Here is a 16,806-nt window from a genome sequence, read left to right on the forward strand (position 1 = left end):
CCATGATGCTTCGTCCCCTCATCGCCACCCTGCTGGCGACCTTCGGCCTGTCCCAATCCGCCTTTGCCATCGAGGCCCCGGCCCGCTTCAAGTCCGAGTACGCGCGCTGTGAGAAGGTGGTGCTCGAACAACATCCCGGCAAGATCGTCAAGGTTGAGCTCAAGCGCGAGAACGGGCGCCCGGTGTTCGAGTTCGACGTGGAAGGCAACGAGAAAACGTGGGATGTGGAATGCGATGCCCGCAGCGGCAAGATCACCGAAGTGGAGCAGGAAGTGGTCAGCGCCGACTCCCCGGTGTTCAAGGAGAAGGCCCGCATCAGCCTGGAAGAGGCCAAGGCCATCGCCCTGAAGAAGTACCCCGGCACCATCGTCGAGACCGAATTCGAGATCGAAGCCGACGGCTCGGCCTCCTACGAGTTCGACATCGCCCGCAAGAACGGCAAGGAGATGAAGGTGGAGGTGGATGCCACCAGCGGCAAGATCGTCGAAGCCAACCGGGAGCTGTGGCAGTCCGGCAAGGAGTAAACACCGGCCAGGCCGCTTGGCCGGCCGGGAACTGCACACGGAGCGGGGCTGTCCATCGGCCATTCCCGACAACGCCCCACCGTGCGCCACTTCGACGACGCCCCTCTTGCAGCACGACTCTCCGCCGTTGACCCGGCCGCCTATGCGCAGAGCCGTAACCACGTCGCGGGCGCCGTCACCGGGCTGTCGCCGTGGATCACCCACGGCTGTATCCCGGTCCCGGAACTGATTGAACGCTTCGGCCTGACCGGCCAGGACATGCTGGCCTTCCAGTTTGGCTGGCGGGCCTTCTTCCAGCATGTGTGGGGTCACCTTGGGGACTGCATCCTGGCCGACATCCGCCCCGGCCTGCCCGGCATTCCCTACGCCGACACCCTCCCGGCAGACATCCGCGAAGGACGCACCGGCATTCCGGTGGTCGACCGGGCGGTGGCCACCCTGTACGCCACGGGGACGCTCCACAACCATGCCCGCCTGTGGCTTGCCAGCTACGTGGTGCATGTCCGCAAGGTCCATTGGCGCCCCGCCGCCGACTGGCTCTATGCCCACCTGCTCGACGGCGATCTGGCCTCCAACCACCTGTCCTGGCAATGGGTGGCAGCCACCTTCAGCAGCAAACCCTATCTCTTCAATGCCGACAACGTGGCGCGCTTCGCCCCGGCCGACTGGCACAGCCCGGGCACGCCGCTGGACGCGAGCTACGCGACGCTGGAGGCACTGGCCCGCAGTCCGCAGGCGCTTGCCCCGGTCACCCACGTGGCTGAGGGGCACACTGAACCACCCCGCCTGGACGCCCCGCCGGCGCACCTGCTCGGCGCCGACGACTTCACCCTGCCGCCATCCGACACCGACGCCACCCTCGTTCATCCCTGGGCCCTGCGCGCCGGCGAAGGGCTGCGCATCGGCGTGATCCACCTGCCCTTCCACCGGCGCTTCCCCTGGTCGGAGGCCCGCTGGGCCTTTGTGCTGCCCCGCCTGCGCGCCGTCACCGACCGGATCTTCGTGGGCGATCTGCGGCAGCTCGACGGTCGCTTCCGCGCCGAAGCCACGCTCAACCCGGGTTACCGGGAGGCCCTCGCCCAGGTGAGTGCCGAGCTCACGCCACCGCCCCGCTGGCTGCCCGATCCGGCCACCCTGTGCCCCTCCTTCAGCCGCTTCTGGGCCAGCGCCGGCCAGCCGCCCCCCCGCCGGCACTGGCACGCATGATCACCGTCGTCTGGTTCAAGCGCGACCTGCGGGTCACCGACCACGCCCCCCTGCACGACGCCGCCCGCCGTGGCCCGGTGCTGCCCGTATACCTCTTCGAGCCCGAGCTGATCGCCCAGGCCGACAGCTCGCCCCGTCACCTGGGCTTCATCCTGGAATGCCTGGCCGAGCTGGAGGCGCGCCTGACTGCCCTGGGCAGCCCGCTGCAGCGCTGGCAGGGCACGGCGGTGGAGGTGCTGCAGGCCCTGCGTGAGCGCCTGGGGCCTTTCCGCCTGAGCAGCCATGAAGAGACCGGCAACCTGGCCAGCTACGCCCGCGACCGGGCCGTGGCCCGCTGGTGCCGGGAACAGGGCGTCGAATGGCAGCAGTGGCCATCGGGTGGCGTGGTGCGCAGGCTCCACGACCGGGATGCCTGGTCCCGGCTGTGGATGGAACGCATGACGCCCGCCCCACTCGCGGCGCCAGCGGCGCTGCAGCCCCCGCCTTGCCCCATCCCGTCGCCCCTGCGCCTGCCCCCCGGCCGCGCCCCCCGCCACCTGGCCTGGCACCCGGACACCCTGCCCGATCATCCGGCACGCCAGCAGGGCGGACGCAGCCACGCCCGCCAGCTACTGCGTCATTTCTTCGATCAGCACCTGCCGGATTACCGCCGGGGCATGTCCAGCCCCCTGTCGGCCGGCGATGCCTGCTCGCGCCTGTCACCCTATCTGACCTTCGGCGCGGTGTCGGTGCGCGAGATCGTGCATGCGGTGTGGCGGCGCCGCACCGAGCTGCAGGCCATGCCGCCGGACCTGCGCCCCCGGGGCGAGCTGCCCGGCCTCAAGTCCTTTGAAAGCCGCCTGCACTGGCACTGCCACTTCATCCAGAAGCTGGAGTCCGAGCCCGAGCTGGAATGCCGGGACATGCATCCCGCCGTTGCCGGCCTGCGCGACGCCAGTTTCGACACCAATCGGCTGGCACGCTGGCGCCAGGGCGAGACCGGCTTTCCGCTCATCGACGCCTGCATGGCCATGCTGCGGGAGACGGGCTGGATCAACTTCCGCATGCGCGCCCTGCTGATCGCCTTCTCCAGCTACCAGCTGTGGCAGCCCTGGCAGAAGCCGGCCCTGCACCTGGCCCGGGAGTTCCTCGACTACGAACCGGGCATCCACTACCCCCAGATCCAGATGCAATCCGGCACCACCGGCATCAACACCCTGCGCATCTACAACCCCGTAAAACAGGCCCGCGACCAGGACCCGGACGGCCGCTTCGTGCGCCGCTGGCTGCCAGCGCTGGAGCGCCTGCCCGAAGCCTGGCTGTTCGAACCGTGGAAGATGCCGCCCGAACTCCAGCGGCGCCAGGGGCTGGTGATCGGCCGCGACTACCCGGAGCCCCTGGTGGACCACGAGGCCGCCGCCCGCCATGCCCGCGACACCCTGTGGCGCCTGCGCAAGGAAGACGCCGTGCGCCGGGAATCCCGGGCCGTGTATGAGAAGCACGGCAGCCGCAACCCCCACAGGGAAGGCGCACCCCGCACGCGCCGCCCATCCCCACCCACCGACAGCCCTCAACTGGGCTTCGATTTCGGCTGAGAGGGTGTGAATGAATCTACTGCGCGGCCCGATTTCGCCCCTGCGATGCTCACCGTACCCTTGTACGGCTGCGCTTCTCGGCGCGAACTCGAACCGCTCGCTACGATTTCTTCACACCCTCTGACCCCATGAAAACCACCACTTCCGCCTTTCGCGGCAACAAGCAGGCCCTGCCCAGCAAGCCCTGCGCGGTCTCCGGCCGCCCCATGAGCTGGCGGCGCAAGTGGGCGCGCTGCTGGGACGAAGTCCGCTACTGCTCCGACGCCTGCCGTCGCCGGGTGGCCAGGCCATGAGCGTGCGCCATCTCGTCCTCGTGCTGGGCGACCAGTTGAGCCACGACAATCCGGCCCTCGCCGGCTTCGACCCGGCCGCCGACCGCATCCTGATGGTGGAAGCGCCGGGTGAAGCCGGGCACGTGTGGAGCCACAAGGCACGCATTGCCCTCTTTCTGTCGGCCATGCGCCATTTCGCGGCCGAGCTGGAGGCCCGGGGCTGGCCAGTGGATTACCTGCGCCTGGGCGAGCACCCCCACGCCAGCCTGGCAGAGGCCTGGCGCGCCGCCGCAGTGCGACACGACCCGGCTGGTCTGGTCGTCTGCGAGCCCGGCGAGTGGCGCCTGGAACAAGCCCTGCACGCCCTCGGCAGCGAACTGGGCCTGCCCGTGGCACTGCGCCCCGACACCCACTTTTTGGCCAGCCGGGCGGCCTTCCAGCGCTGGGCTGGCGACCGGAAAACGCTGCTGATGGAGCACTTCTACCGTGCCATGCGCAAGCACCACCAGGTGCTGATGGACGGCAAGGAGCCGGCCGGCGGCACCTGGAACTTCGACAAGGACAACCGCCAGTCCTTCGGCCGCGGCGGCCCGGGTGCCCTGCCGGCTGCGCCCCGCTTTATGCCCGACGCCATCACCCTGGACGTGCTGGCCACCGTCAGGAAGCACTTCCCCGACCACCCCGGCAGCCTGGACAGCTTCTCCTGGCCGGTCACCCGGGCCGACGCCCTGCAGGCCCTGGCAGCCTTCATCCGCGACCGTCTGCCGGGCTTCGGCGCCCACCAGGACGCCATGTGGACCGACGCCCCCTTCCTGTGGCACAGCCTGCTGGCCCCGGCCCTCAACCTCAAGCTCCTTGACCCGCGGGAAGTGATCCGCGCCGCCGAGGACGCCTGGCGGGCCGGGCAGGCGCCCTTGCCCGCGGTGGAGGGCTTCATCCGCCAGATCCTCGGCTGGCGGGAGTTCATCCGCGGTGTGTATTGGCGTGACCAGCCGACCATGGGCGCAGCCAACCACTTCGGCCACACCCGCCCCTTGCCCGCCTGGTTCTGGACCGGCGAGACGCGCATGAACTGCCAGCGCCAGGTGATCCGCCAGACCCTGGACCACGGCTACGCCCACCACATCCAGCGCCTCATGGTGACCGGCAACTTTGCGCTGCTGGCCGGGCTGTCGCCCCAGGCCGTAGCCGGCTGGTTCCTGGCGGTGTATGTGGATGCGGTGGAATGGGTGGAGCTGCCCAACGTGGCGGGCATGGCCCTGTATGCCAACGGCGGCCGCTTCACCAGCAAGCCCTACGTGGCCAGCGGCGCCTACATCAAGCGCATGAGCAACTACTGCAGCGGGTGCAGCTACAGCCCGGACGTGAAGACCGGCCCCCGGGCCTGCCCGGTCAGCACCTTCTACTGGGATTTTCTGGAGCGGCACGCCGGCATGCTGGCCGCCAACCCCCGCTGCACCCTGATGCTCAAGCCCCTGGAACGGATGAGCGAAATAGAGCGGGCCGCCATGCGCAGCCACGCTGCCGCGCTGGCTGACGGACTCGACAAGCTCTAGCGTCGGAGGAAAAGCTCAGGGCCTGGCGCTGGCCGGCGCCGCAAGCGCTGCGTCCAGGGCCTCGATGGCGGCAATGAAGCGCGCCTCACGGGCCTCAGGGGTGGCACCTTCGGGCGCCCGGGAGAGGGCCTCCCACCACGCCGGCGGCAGACCGGCGAGGGTTGCGTGGCGCACCAGCCGCGAAGCGCTCAGGCCATTGAAGTGGGTGCCGCCGCGGGTCTGGACCACCGCCCGGTTGATGCCCACGTGCACGCCAAGAAGGTAGAGCGCCCGATGACGGGGCGAGAGGGCGTGCTCGATGCGCCCGGCGAGGCCGGTTTCATCGTCCTCGAAACGCGCCTGGAGGCGGGCGAACTCATCAGCGGTGCTCACCGCGGGCCACACCGCCGGCGCGACGCCAAGGGCGTCAGCCAGGGCCCCGGCCTGGGCGGCGAGGGGCGCGGCGCGGGCCTCGGCCTGGGCGCGCAGGGCCGCATCGGACAGGGCATGACTGCCCAGGTACTCGGCCAGGAAGCCCATCTGCTGGCCCAGGCGAAAGGCATCGACCCGGCGCTGGGGTGGCAGACGCGCCTCGGCCTCGCGGGAGCGGGCAGCGAGCAGCTCGGCGTCATCCACCAGCGAAACGTTCTGGCGGGCCTGCCACCAGTCCGCCCCCAGCCCGGCGAGGGCCATCCAGCCGTGCTGCAGGAGCAGGTAGGTGCCGGCCAGGGCGAGGGTGATGAGGGTGAAGCGGGCGACCGCCCGGATCTGCTCGGAAATCATTCGCCCTCCTGTTCGGGGTGTCGCCCCAGTGGGATGATAGCAGCGGTGCAGTGTCCTTCCCGGTACCCATCATGCCCCCCGGTGAGCTGATCTTCCACTTTCTCAATACCGTCGTGCTCACCGCCCTGGTGGCCTCCGTGGTGCTGTGGCGCTACCGGGTGGACGTGCTGGCCGGCATGGGCAGCAGCAGCGGCCAGGCCCTCGGCATTCCGGCCATTGCGCCGGCCCGCACCGTCACGCCCAGCCCGCCGGTGGACGCCCAGGCCTGGGAGAGGCAGGCACGGTGGCGCATCGGGTTGGCCTATCTGGGCAGCGTCGCCCTGCCGGCCCTGCTGCTGGCGGTGCTCCAGCTGCATGTCAGCGATCTGCCCCTGACCCCTGCCCATATCATGCTGGTGGGTGGCAGCCTGCTGCTGGCGGCGGTACCGATGATTGCGGCCAGCCTGGCGCTGGGGTTCCGCCGGGCGGTGCTGCTGGCCCTCGGCGTGCTGGTCAGCTGCGCCGTGCTCGGCACCGGGGTGTCCATGCTGCAGCGGCCCTTCATGGGCAGCCGGCCCAGTCTCGACCAGTTGCTCAACTTCTTCACCTTCTTCCAGTTCGCGGCGGTGTGGCTGCCCCTGCCCATGACCCTGATCCTCCTCACCGGGCAGGCGCGCATCCGCGGGGTGGCCCCCATCACCTTCGCCGGCCTGCTGGTGTTCGGCCTCGCGCCCGTGATGGGTTCACGGGCCTCGGCGTGGCTGGCCAGCACGCCCGGTGGCAGCCGCCTGCTGTTCGACATCGGCCTCAACGGTGCCTTTCTGGCCTTCACCTTCCCGGCAGCCCTGCTGGGCTGGTGGCGCCTGAAGGGGCTGGCCGGTGCCTACCAAGCCAAGCGTTTCTCCGATGCCCAGCTGCTGGCCCGCACCTGGTGGCTGATGTTCTGCGCCACCCTGGCCCTGGAGCTGATCAGCGCCGCCCCGGCCCGTTGGCCCCTTGTGGTGGCCGGCACCGGCACCGCCTACGCCCTGTTCCCCTGGCTCAACGGGCTTCTCCTGGCACGCACCGGCCTTCAGCACGGGCGCCCGCCCCGCCGCACCCTGCTCCTGCTCCGCGTCTTCGGCTACACCGCCCGTACCGAAAGGCTGTTCGACCGCGTCGGCGCGCGCTGGCGCCTGTTCGGCCCGGTGACCATGATCGCCGCCCCCGACGTGATGGCCCGCACCATCGACCCGGGCGACTTCCTGCGCTTTGCCGGCGGACGCCTGGCGAGCAGCTTCGTGACCAGCCGGGGGGACCTGAACACCGGCCTGGCGGCCCTTGACCAGGCGCCGGACCCTGACGGGCGCTACCGGGTCAATGAGTTCTGCTGCCGCGACGACACCTGGAAGGCCACCGTGGTCGAGCTGATGGACCGGGCCGATGCCGTCCTGATGGACCTGCGCGGCCTGACCCCTGAGCGCGGCGGCTGCGAGTTCGAACTGAAGCAGCTGTATGAACGCCTGCCCGCCAGCCGGGTGGTGCTGGCGGTGGACAGCGAGGCCGTGGTCGCCCAGGTGGCGGCGCTGATGCCGCGCCTGCCGGTCATCGTGCGCTTCGACAAGGGCAGCACCGCCGAGACCGATGCCCTGTTCGCCGCCCTGCTGGAGGCGGCGGAGCTGCTGCCGGCCTCGCGGGACTAGAGGCCGGCCAGCCCCCCGGTGGCGCTGCGGGTGCGCTCGGCGGCCTCGCACACCCAATCCCTGAAACAGGCCACCGCTTCGCGAGGTGCGTCGCTGGCACCGATCAGCCAGTAGCCCCGGTCGGCCACCGTGCGCCGGGCACCACCGACCGGTTGAAGGCGCCCCTCGGCGATCAGGTCGGAGAGCAGCTCGGCCCGCCCGATAGCCACCCCCTGGCCGGCCACGGCGGCCTGGATCAGTTGATCGTAATGATTGAAGTGCAGCACGGCCCGTGGGCGCACGCCCTCCAGCCCGCAGGCCGCCAGCCAGTCGGCCCAACCCAGCCACGGAAAATTCGGGTCGTCGTAGTTCATCAGGGCCACCGTCGGCAGCTTGTCCCGGGTCAGTTCGGTGAGGCCGAGGGCCGGGCTGGCCACGGGGAAGACCGTCTCGCCAAACAGGCGCACGCTGCCCGCCGGCGCATCCGCATCGGCGCAATGGCGCAGGGCCAGGTCGATGCCCTCCCGGCGCAGGTCCACCACCCGGTTGCAGCTTGCCAGGCGCACATCGATGTCGGGGTGACGGATCTGGAAGTCACGCAGGTGGGGCAGCAACCACAGGGCGGTGATCCCCAGGCTGGCGGTCACCGTGACCGGCGGGCTCACCTGCTCCGCACGCAGGCTGGCAGCCAGCTCACCGTAGTCGCGCAGCCAGCCGCTGGCCAGGCGGTACAGGCGTTCGCCCTCGGGCGTCAGGGACAGGCTGCGGGTGCCGCGCACGAACAGGCTCACCCCGAGCGCTTCCTCGAGGGTCTGAATCTGGCGGCTCACCGCCGACTGGGTCAGACACAGCTGGGTGGCCGCGCGGGTGAAGCTGAGGCTGCGGGCCGCCGCGACAAAGCCGCGCAGCGGGTCCAGGGGTGGCAGGCGAAGGAGGGGATCATCCATGAGAAAAACGCATCCTTTCGATGCCGATTAACCGTTTGTTGGTTCCATCTTACAGGCCAATACTGCAGCCACACCCGCCATCGCAATGCGTACCACGCATCCTGTGCGGGCCTGGAGAAGATCATGGCCGAGCATTCAACCTCCCGCCGCGTGTGCCTGGAAGGCCACGCTTCGACGGTGCTGCCGGAGGGCGTCGGCACCCTGGTGACCTGCACCTCGGGCTGCGTGTGGCTGACCCGCTACGGCGATCCACGCGACCTCATCATGCACGCCGGCGACAGCTTCCGCATCGACGGCCCCGGCACGGTGGTGATGACCGCCCATCACGGCGCAGTGCTGCAGATCTTTCCGGGCGGAGCGCCCCGCCCTGCGCCGCGCAGCCTCGGCGCCAGGCTGGCCGGGCTGATTGCGCCGCGCTGGCACAGCGCCGCACGGCGCCTGGCCGGCGGTTCCATGCACGAGTGCTAGACTGAAGCTACACCCGCGCCGGAGTTCCCCCATGAGCACACAGACCCTGGAGTTCTGGTTCGAGTTCGCCAGTTCCTACTCTTACCTGAGCGTGATGCGCATCGAGCCCCTGGCCCGGGCGGCGGGAGTGACGCTGAAATGGCGCCCCTTCCTGCTCGGGCCGGTGTTCCTGTCCCTGGGCTGGAACGATTCGCCCTTCAACATCTATCCACCCAAGGGGCGCTACATGTGGCGCGATCTGGCCCGGCTGGCCAGCCGCTACGGCCTGCCCCTGCAGGTGCCGTCACGCTTCCCGCGCAACGGCCTGCTCGCCGCGCGGGTTGCCCTGGTGGGCGCTGAGGAGGTGTGGATGGCGGATTTCTGCCGCGCGGTGATGCGCGCCAACTTCGCGGAAGACCGGGACATCGCCGAGGTGGAGGTGATCCAGAGCATCCTGGTATCCCTCGGTTTACCGGTGGAGGACATCCTGGCCCGGGCCGAGAGCCCGGAGAACAAGCTGGCCCTGCGCCAGCAGACCGAGAAGGCCGGGGAGATCGGCCTGTTTGGCGCGCCCAGCTTCGTGACCCCGGACGGGGAGCTGTTCTGGGGCAACGACCGGCTGGAGGACGCCCTGGAGTGGGTGCAGGCCCACGCTGCGGCGCCCTGAGCGCCTATTTGCCGAGAAGCGGTGCGGCGTCGGCACCCGACGATTGGCCGGAGGCAGCCTTGCGGGCTTTCTCGGCCTTCTTCTCGGCAGCCTTGAGGGCCCGCTCGTCGTAGTCGGTCCGATCGCTCTTCGCCTGCTCGGCGCGGCCCTCCGCCGCCCGGGCCTCGGCCGCCCGGCGACGGGCATCAGCAGCATCCTTGCGATTGCGGTCGGCGGCGGCCTGCATGGCCTGGCTCTTGCCGTCCTGCTCGCGCTTGACCCGCGCCGCATCCTTTTCCGAGAACTGGCGCAGGCGCGACTCGCTGTCTGCCCGGTTGCGAGCCTCCTGTTCGGCCCGCTCCACCGCCTTCTTCGGCGCATCCCGGGCCTCCTCGGCCTGACGTTCGTTGAAGCGCCGGTTCTTCTCGGCCAACTCGATGCGCCCGGCCTCGTTGTCCATCTCCCGCGCCTTGCGCACATCCGCCACGTGGCGGGCGCGGGATTCGTCGATACAGCGATTCACCAGGAAGCGCTCGTAACAGGCGATCTCTTCCGCATTGAAGCGGGCATCAGCGGCACTGCGCAGGCTGGCCGCCTCGCTCTTGAGCTTCCCGGCGCGGGCCAGTTCGGCCGCGGGGTCGGATGGCACGGCCGCCTCCTCGGCCTGCACGGGGCCCATGACCAGGGCAAGCAGGAGGGATGACAGACAGGCGGACAGCTGGGGCAGGCGACGCAGACGCATGGGACGGGCAGGGCTGAAGACTTTTGGACCGCTTACAATACCGGATTTACCGCCCGGTTTCCTCCCCGTCCTGCTGCCGTGATCCAGTTTCGTTCCCTCCGCCTCGCCCGGGGCGTCAAGACCCTCATCGAGAGCGCCAGCCTCCAGATCCACCCCGGCTGGAAAGTCGGCCTGACCGGCGCCAATGGCTGCGGCAAGTCCAGCCTGTTCGGCCTCTTGCGACCTGGAAATGCCGGCCTCGTGGACCATCGCCCACGTTGCCCAGGAGACGCCAGCCCTGGCCAGCCCGGCCATCGACTACGTGCTCGACGGCGATACCGAGCTGCGCCGCATCGAAGCCGCCCTGGCGCGTGCCGAAGCCAACCACGACGGCGAAGAGATCGGCCACCTCCACGGCCGCCTGCAGGAGATCGGCGGCTATGCCGCCCGCGCCCGCGCGGCGGCCCTGCTCGACGGGCTGGGCTTCTCCGCCACCGACCTGGAACGCCCGGTGGCCGACTTCTCCGGCGGCTGGCGGATGCGCCTCAACCTGGCCCAGGCGCTGATGTGCCGCTCCGACCTGCTGCTGCTCGACGAGCCCACCAACCACCTGGACCTGGACGCAGTGATCTGGCTGGAGCAGTGGCTCACCGACTACCGGGGCACCCTGGTGCTGATCTCCCACGACCGGGACTTTCTGGACGCAGTTGTCAACCAGATCGCCCACATCGAGGGCCAGCGCCTGACCCTCTACGCCGGCGCTTATTCCGACTTCGAGCGCCAGCGCGCCGAGCGCCTGTCCCAGCAACAGTCGACGTTCGAGAAGCAGCAACGCGAGCGCGCCCACCTGCAGAAGTACGTGGACCGCTTCCGCGCCAAGGCCACCAAGGCCCGCCAGGCCCAGAGCCGCATCAAGGCCCTGGAGCGCATGGAACTGATCTCCGCCGCCCACATTGACACCCCCTTCAGCTTCAGTTTCCGGGACTGCGGCCAGGCCCCCGACCCGCTACTGCAGATCGAGGACGCCGCCGTCGGCTACGCCGACAAACCCATCCTGTCAGGCATGAAGCTGACCCTCCGCCCGGGCGAACGGATCGGCCTGCTAGGCCGCAACGGCGCCGGCAAATCGACCCTCATCAAGCTGCTCTCCGGCGGCCTCAAGCCCACCGCCGGTATGCGCCGGGAGGGCAAGGGGCTGGCCCTGGGCTACTTTGCCCAGCACGCCCTCGAAAGTCTGCGCCTGGAAGAGTCCGCCTTGCAGCACATGCTGCGCCTCGACCCGCAGACCCGCGAGCAGGAGCTGCGCAACTACCTGGGCGGCTTCGACTTTCATGGAGACATGGCCACCGCCCCCTGCGCACCGTTCTCTGGTGGCGAAAAATCCCGCCTGGCCCTGGCCCTGCTGATCTGGAACAAGCCCAACCTGCTGCTGCTCGACGAGCCCACCAACCACCTCGACCTGGAGATGCGCCACGCCCTCACCCTGGCCCTACAGGATTACGAGGGCGGCATGGTCATCGTGTCCCACGACCGCGCCCTGCTGCGCGCCACCTGCGACCGCTTCCTGCTGGTGGACGATGGCCGGCTGCAGCTCTTCGATGGCGATCTGGACGATTACAAGAGCTGGCTCACCCAGCGCCGCGCCGCCGACGCCGCCGCGGCCCAGTGCCCGGACAGGGCCGCCGACAAGGCCAGCCGCAAGGCCGACCGGGAAGCCGCCGCCGCCGACCGCCAGGCCCGCCTGGCCGCCCGTCGGCCGCTGCTGAAGGAGCTGGAACAACTGGACAAGAAGCTCGCCCCCTGGAACGCCGAGAAGGCAAAACTCGACGAACGCCTGGCCGACCCGGATCTGTACACCGGCCCTGAAGCCGGCGAGGTACCCAGACTCCTCAAGCGCCAGGCCGAGCTGGCCGAGCGGATCGACGAAGCCGAGCTGCGCTGGCTCGAACTGCACGAGGCGCTGGAGGCGATTCCGACCGACTGAGCCCTCGCGGGGAACGGAGCACCCCACCCACCCTCCCCGACACCTTCCGCGACGCATTCGACACAAGCCGCCACGACGTCTTTGCTAGAATCCGGGATTCGCCAAATCAACCGCTGTCATCTGGAGCCTCCCCGTGCAACTCGTCTGTCTTGACCTCGAAGGTGTTCTCGTCCCCGAAATCTGGATCGAATTCGCGGAGCGCACCGGCATCCCCGAACTGCGTCGCACCACCCGCGAGGAGCCGGATTACGACAAGCTGATGAAGTACCGCCTCGACCTGCTCAAGCAGCACAAGCTGGGCCTGCCGGACATCCAGAAGGTGATCTCGGAGATGGGCCCCGAGCCCGGTGCCAAGGATTTTCTCGATGCCCTGCGCCAGGACTTCCAGGTCATCATCCTGTCCGACACCTTCTACGAGTTCGCCATGCCGCTGATGAAGCAGCTGGGCATGCCCACGCTGTTCTGCCACAAGCTCGAGGCCAACGCCGAGGGCTACCTGGTGAATTACCACCTGCGCATGCCCAACCAGAAGAAGGAAGCAGTGCAGCGCTTCAAGGAAATCAACTTCAAGGTGATCGCCGCCGGTGACTCCTACAACGACACCGCGATGCTCAAGGAAGCCCACGCCGGCATCCTGTTCCGCGCGCCGGACAACGTCATTGCCGAATTCCCGCAGTTCCCCGTGGAGCGCGAATACAGCGGCCTGATGGCCCAGATCCGCGCCGCCTCCGCCCGCATCTGACCCTTCCCCCAGCGCCGGCCACGGCCTGCCGGCCGGCGCCCACTCCGCCATGCACCGCGAACGCTTCTATACCCTCTCCGCCTCCTGCCCCGACCGCACCGGCATCGTCGCCAAGGTGTCCGGCTTCATCGCCGAGCACAAGGGCTGGATCCTCGAAACCGCCCTCCACGCCGAACCGGCGGTGGATGCCGACAAGCGCGGGCGCTACTTCATGCGCATCGAGATCCGCGCCGACTCGCTGCCCTTCATGCTCACCGAGTTCCGCGAGCGCTTCCGCCCGATCGCTGAAGAGCTCGAGATGGACTGGAAGATCACCGACTCGGCAGTGAAGAAGCGCGTAGTGGTGCTGGTGTCCAAACAGGAACACTGCCTCTACGACCTGCTGGCGCGCTGGCAGTCAAAGGAGCTGGACATCGAGATCCCCTGCGTGATCTCCAACCACGAGACCTTCCGCGGCTTCGTGGAATGGCACGGCATCCCCTTCCACCATGTGCCGGTCACTGCCGACAACAAGGCCCAGGCCTATGCCGAGGTCCAGCGCCTGTTCGAGGAGTCCCGGGGCGACACCATGGTGCTGGCGCGCTACATGCAGATCCTGTCGCCCGAGCTCTGCAACGCCCATCCGGGCAAGATCCTCAACATCCACCACAGCTTCCTGCCCAGCTTTGTTGGCGCCAAGCCCTACCACCAGGCCTACGTCAAGGGCGTCAAGCTGATCGGCGCAACCTGCCACTACGTGACCGCCGAGCTGGACCAGGGCCCGATCGTCGAACAGGACGTGATCCGCATCGACCACTCCGACTCGGTCGAGGACATGGTGCGTTACGGCAAGGACATCGAAAAGGCCGTGCTCGCCCGAGGCCTGCGCTACCACCTGGAAGACCGGGTGCTGGTGCATGGCAACAAGACGGTGGTGTTCCGCTGACCCTCGATCGCTTTGCCTGAAAGGCCGGCCTTGCGCCGGCCTTTTTGTTTCTGGTGAACAAGCAAAAAACAACGGGCGCCGAAGCGCCCGTTGTTCCTGACTGAAACTGCTACCGCGATCAGTTGTGGTAGGCGGTTTCGCCGTGGGAGGTGATGTCGAGACCTTCCCGCTCTTCGTCTTCCGGCACCCGCAGACCGATGAACATATCCACCAGCTTGTAGGCGATGAAGGCGACGACTGCCGACCAGACGATGGTCATGCCGACGGCGGTAGCCTGGATGATGACCTGATCGGAGATCGAGTAAGCATCGGCAACCTTGTTTTCCACGTAGTCCCAGATGCCAGCGCCGCCGAGGGACGGTGCAGCGAATACACCGGTCAGGATGGCACCGAGGATGCCGCCCACGCCATGCACGCCGAACACGTCGAGGGAGTCATCGGCACCGATCAGGCGCTTCAGACCATTGACGCCCCACAGGCACACGACACCCGCCAGCAGGCCCATCACGATGGCACCGACCACGCCGACCACACCGGCAGCCGGGGTGATGGCCACCAGACCGGAGACGGCACCGGATGCGGCGCCCAGGCCGGAGGGCTTACCCTTGATGATCCATTCGGCGAACAGCCAGGACATCGCCGCGGCAGCGGTAGCAACCCAGGTGTTCACCATGGCCAGGGCAGCAACGCCATTGGCTTCGAGGGCGGAACCGGCGTTGAAACCGAACCAGCCCACCCACAGCAGGGAGGCGCCGACGATGGTCAGGGTCAGGCTGTGCGGAGCAAAGGACTCACGGCCGTAACCGATCCGCTTGCCCACCATGAAGGCACCCACCAGGCCGGCAACGGCGGCGTTGATGTGCACCACGGTGCCGCCGGCGAAGTCGAGGGCGCCATGCTGGAACAGGTAACCCGCGGTAGCGGTAGCTGCAGCCGCCGCGTCAGCGGAGGTGTAGGCATCCGGACCCGCCCAGTACCAGACCATGTGGGCCATCGGCAGGTAGCTGAAGGTGAACCACAGGACGGAGAACAGCAGCACCGCGGAGAACTTGATGCGCTCGGCGAAGGCACCGACGATCAGGGCCACGGTGATGGCCGCAAAGGCACCCTGGAAGACGACGTAGATGAACTCGGTGATCACCACGCCCTTGGTCCAGGTCGCCACGACGGAATCAGGCGTGATCCCCTTCAGCAGCACCTTGTCGAGGCTGCCGAAGAAAGCGCTTCCCTCGGTGAAGGCGATGGAGTAGCCATAGACCACCCACAGCACGCTGATCAGGGAGAACACCGCGAACACTTGCAGGAGCACCGACAACATGTTCTTGGCGCGCACCAGGCCACCATAGAACAGCGCCAGGCCGGGGATGGCCATCATGATCACCAGCACGGCGGAAACGATGATCCAGGCGTTGTCGCCCTTGTTGGGCACCGGAGCGGGTGCCGGCGCGGCTTCGGCCGGTGCAGCGGCTTCAGCGACCTTGGCCTCGACAACCGGAGCGGCCGTCGGGGCAGCAGGCGCTTCAACCGGCTTGACTTCAGCCGGCGCAGTAACGGCGGGCGCGGCGACCGGCTCGACAGGGGCTGCTGCCTTGTCGTCGGCCAGAGCGCCGCCCGCAAAACTGACCGCTACAGTGGTCAGCAGGGCTGCGAATATTTTTCTCATGATTGAAGGCTCCCTTACAACGCTTCGGCACCGGACTCGCCGGTACGGATACGGATGGCTTGCTCCAGATCGAACACGAAGATCTTGCCATCACCGATCTTGCCGGTGCTGGCAGACTTCTCGATGGCCTCAATGACCTGATCCAGGATCTCGGTCTTGACCGCGGCTTCGATCTTCACCTTGGGCAGAAAATCGACCACGTATTCGGCACCACGGTACAGCTCGGTGTGCCCCTTCTGGCGACCAAACCCCTTGACTTCGGTCACGGTGATTCCCTGCACGCCAATGGCGGACAGTGCTTCGCGCACTTCGTCGAGCTTGAAGGGCTTGATGATGGCAGTTACGAGTTTCATGGCTGGGTTCCTCAGGCAGGCGGCCGGAATTCGACCGCCCTGCGGTTGCGGGAATTAGAAGCTGCGGGTCACGGACAGAACCACACGGTCCTTGCCCAGATCCTTGCCAAGAAGGTTGGTGTACCAGGCGCTGCTGGCATTGGTGGTGATGTAGCTGAGGCCCACCACGGTGCCGCTGAAGTCCTTGGTCACGCCCAGTTTCCAGTCGGTGTAGGAAGCGCCCTCGGAGGTCGAGCCGGCAACACGCTGGCGACCCACGTGACCCACCAGATTCAGGGTCGGAACCAGCTCATAGGCGGCATTGAGTTCCAGGTAGCCGGAGTTCTTGCTGCCGACCCAACCGAACAGGTCGCTGAAGGAATGGGAATACTTCAGGGTCAGGAAGGAATAGCCGGCGGACACGTAGCCTTCCAGGGTGTTCGGGTTGTTGCCGTAGCCGGTACCCGGGTAGAAGTACTGCAGCAGACCCACGTCGTAGCTGAAGTCACCGGCGGTGCCCTTGAAGCCACCGTAGAAGTCCATCTCGATGCTGTTGCTGACAGTGGAATTGCCATCCGTCAGCCAGGACACGTTGGAAGCCCAGGTGCCGAGGTACAGGCCGCTGGAGTGCGCGTAGTCGAAGCCACCCTGCACAGCCGGCTTGCGGTTGGTCTGGCCGATACCGCGGTAGGTGTACTCGGATGCCAGCGTCACGTTGCTGGTGAAAGTGTGCTCAGGAGCAGCATCGGCGGCAGAAGCCATGGTCGGCAGAACAGCACTGGCAGCAATCAGGGCGGAGGCAATGACGGTCTTGCGCATGATAGGGGTTCTCCTCGTAATCAAAAGTTGGCGAGTTCAATTAAGC

General features: G+C 67.9%; 16 protein-coding genes and 1 pseudogene. 11 read left to right on the top strand and 6 right to left on the bottom strand.

Features of this window, described 5'->3' with window-relative positions:
• The first annotated feature begins 2 nt into the window (after positions 1-2).
• From ACIQ09_RS08400 to ACIQ09_RS08420, 5 genes are all read left to right on the top strand, one after another.
• Positions 3-524, top strand: a complete 522-nt coding sequence (locus ACIQ09_RS08400; protein WP_398308133.1) for a PepSY domain-containing protein — start codon at positions 3-5, stop codon at positions 522-524.
• A gap of 81 nt (positions 525-605) precedes the next feature.
• Positions 606-1,730, top strand: a complete 1,125-nt coding sequence (locus ACIQ09_RS08405) for an FAD-binding domain-containing protein (protein WP_398308135.1) — start codon at positions 606-608, stop codon at positions 1,728-1,730.
• Positions 1,727-3,304 carry a deoxyribodipyrimidine photo-lyase/cryptochrome family protein gene (locus ACIQ09_RS08410; protein ID WP_398308137.1) on the top strand — a complete coding sequence of 526 codons (1,578 nt, stop codon included), beginning with the start codon at positions 1,727-1,729 and terminating at the stop codon, positions 3,302-3,304. The genes ACIQ09_RS08405 and ACIQ09_RS08410 overlap by 4 nt, the downstream gene beginning before the upstream one ends.
• Before the next feature lie 128 nt (positions 3,305-3,432).
• Positions 3,433-3,597, top strand: coding sequence for a DUF2256 domain-containing protein (locus ACIQ09_RS08415; protein WP_398308139.1), 165 nt, complete (start codon positions 3,433-3,435; stop codon positions 3,595-3,597).
• Complete coding sequence (locus ACIQ09_RS08420; protein WP_398308141.1) at positions 3,594-5,132, top strand: cryptochrome/photolyase family protein; 1,539 nt, start codon at positions 3,594-3,596, stop codon at positions 5,130-5,132. Before ACIQ09_RS08415 ends, ACIQ09_RS08420 begins: the two co-directional genes overlap by 4 nt.
• 15 nt (positions 5,133-5,147) lie before the next feature.
• On the opposite strand, the gene ACIQ09_RS08425 is transcribed toward ACIQ09_RS08420, so the two are convergent.
• Positions 5,148-5,894 (bottom strand): hypothetical protein, encoded by a 747-nt coding sequence (locus tag ACIQ09_RS08425; protein WP_398308143.1) that lies wholly within the window; start codon positions 5,892-5,894, stop codon positions 5,148-5,150.
• Positions 5,895-5,944: 50 nt separating this feature from the next.
• Here ACIQ09_RS08425 and ACIQ09_RS08430 point away from each other — a divergent pair, with 50 nt between their 5' ends.
• Positions 5,945-7,555: a hypothetical protein gene (locus tag ACIQ09_RS08430; protein ID WP_398308145.1), complete on the top strand. Its 1,611-nt coding sequence runs from the start codon at positions 5,945-5,947 to the stop codon at positions 7,553-7,555.
• On the opposite strand, the gene ACIQ09_RS08435 is transcribed toward ACIQ09_RS08430, so the two are convergent.
• Positions 7,552-8,481 (bottom strand): LysR substrate-binding domain-containing protein, encoded by a 930-nt coding sequence (locus tag ACIQ09_RS08435; protein WP_398308147.1) that lies wholly within the window; start codon positions 8,479-8,481, stop codon positions 7,552-7,554. The genes ACIQ09_RS08430 and ACIQ09_RS08435 overlap by 4 nt on opposite strands.
• A 123-nt stretch (positions 8,482-8,604) precedes the next feature.
• Between ACIQ09_RS08435 and ACIQ09_RS08440 the strand changes: the two genes are divergently transcribed.
• Together ACIQ09_RS08440 and ACIQ09_RS08445 are read left to right on the top strand one after the other, a co-directional pair.
• Positions 8,605-8,949, top strand: a complete 345-nt coding sequence (locus tag ACIQ09_RS08440; protein WP_398308149.1) for a DUF2917 domain-containing protein — start codon at positions 8,605-8,607, stop codon at positions 8,947-8,949.
• A 31-nt stretch (positions 8,950-8,980) separates the two neighbouring features.
• Complete coding sequence (locus ACIQ09_RS08445; RefSeq protein WP_398308151.1) at positions 8,981-9,595, top strand: 2-hydroxychromene-2-carboxylate isomerase; 615 nt, start codon at positions 8,981-8,983, stop codon at positions 9,593-9,595.
• A 4-nt stretch (positions 9,596-9,599) separates the two neighbouring features.
• Here the strand turns inward: ACIQ09_RS08445 and ACIQ09_RS08450 are convergent, their stop codons facing one another.
• Positions 9,600-10,316, bottom strand: a complete 717-nt coding sequence (locus ACIQ09_RS08450) for a hypothetical protein (protein ID WP_398308153.1) — start codon at positions 10,314-10,316, stop codon at positions 9,600-9,602.
• A gap of 78 nt (positions 10,317-10,394) precedes the next feature.
• Here ACIQ09_RS08450 and ACIQ09_RS08455 point away from each other — a divergent pair.
• The 3 genes and pseudogenes from ACIQ09_RS08455 (at position 10,395) to purU (ending at position 13,946) form a co-directional block, all read left to right on the top strand.
• A pseudogene (locus tag ACIQ09_RS08455) lies at positions 10,395-12,279 on the top strand (ATP-binding cassette domain-containing protein).
• A 133-nt stretch (positions 12,280-12,412) separates the two neighbouring features.
• Positions 12,413-13,021 carry a bifunctional phosphoserine phosphatase/homoserine phosphotransferase ThrH gene (thrH, locus tag ACIQ09_RS08460; protein WP_299881019.1) on the top strand — a complete coding sequence of 203 codons (609 nt, stop codon included), beginning with the start codon at positions 12,413-12,415 and terminating at the stop codon, positions 13,019-13,021.
• A 49-nt stretch (positions 13,022-13,070) separates the two neighbouring features.
• Positions 13,071-13,946 carry a formyltetrahydrofolate deformylase gene (gene purU, locus ACIQ09_RS08465; protein WP_398308155.1) on the top strand — a complete coding sequence of 292 codons (876 nt, stop codon included), beginning with the start codon at positions 13,071-13,073 and terminating at the stop codon, positions 13,944-13,946.
• A gap of 118 nt (positions 13,947-14,064) precedes the next feature.
• Here purU and amt read toward each other — a convergent pair whose 3' ends face one another.
• The 3 genes from amt to ACIQ09_RS08480 are packed head-to-tail and all read right to left on the bottom strand — an operon-like array spanning position 14,065 to position 16,760.
• Positions 14,065-15,609 (bottom strand): ammonium transporter, encoded by a 1,545-nt coding sequence (amt, locus tag ACIQ09_RS08470; RefSeq protein ID WP_398308157.1) that lies wholly within the window; start codon positions 15,607-15,609, stop codon positions 14,065-14,067.
• A gap of 14 nt (positions 15,610-15,623) precedes the next feature.
• Positions 15,624-15,962, bottom strand: coding sequence for a P-II family nitrogen regulator (glnK, locus tag ACIQ09_RS08475; protein WP_079434291.1), 339 nt, complete (start codon positions 15,960-15,962; stop codon positions 15,624-15,626).
• A gap of 54 nt (positions 15,963-16,016) precedes the next feature.
• Complete coding sequence (locus tag ACIQ09_RS08480; protein WP_398308160.1) at positions 16,017-16,760, bottom strand: TorF family putative porin; 744 nt, start codon at positions 16,758-16,760, stop codon at positions 16,017-16,019.
• Positions 16,761-16,806: the final 46 nt, after the last annotated feature.

Origin of the sequence: Zoogloea sp., assembly GCF_044344315.1 — a bacterium.
GTDB lineage: Bacteria > Pseudomonadota > Gammaproteobacteria > Burkholderiales > Rhodocyclaceae > Zoogloea.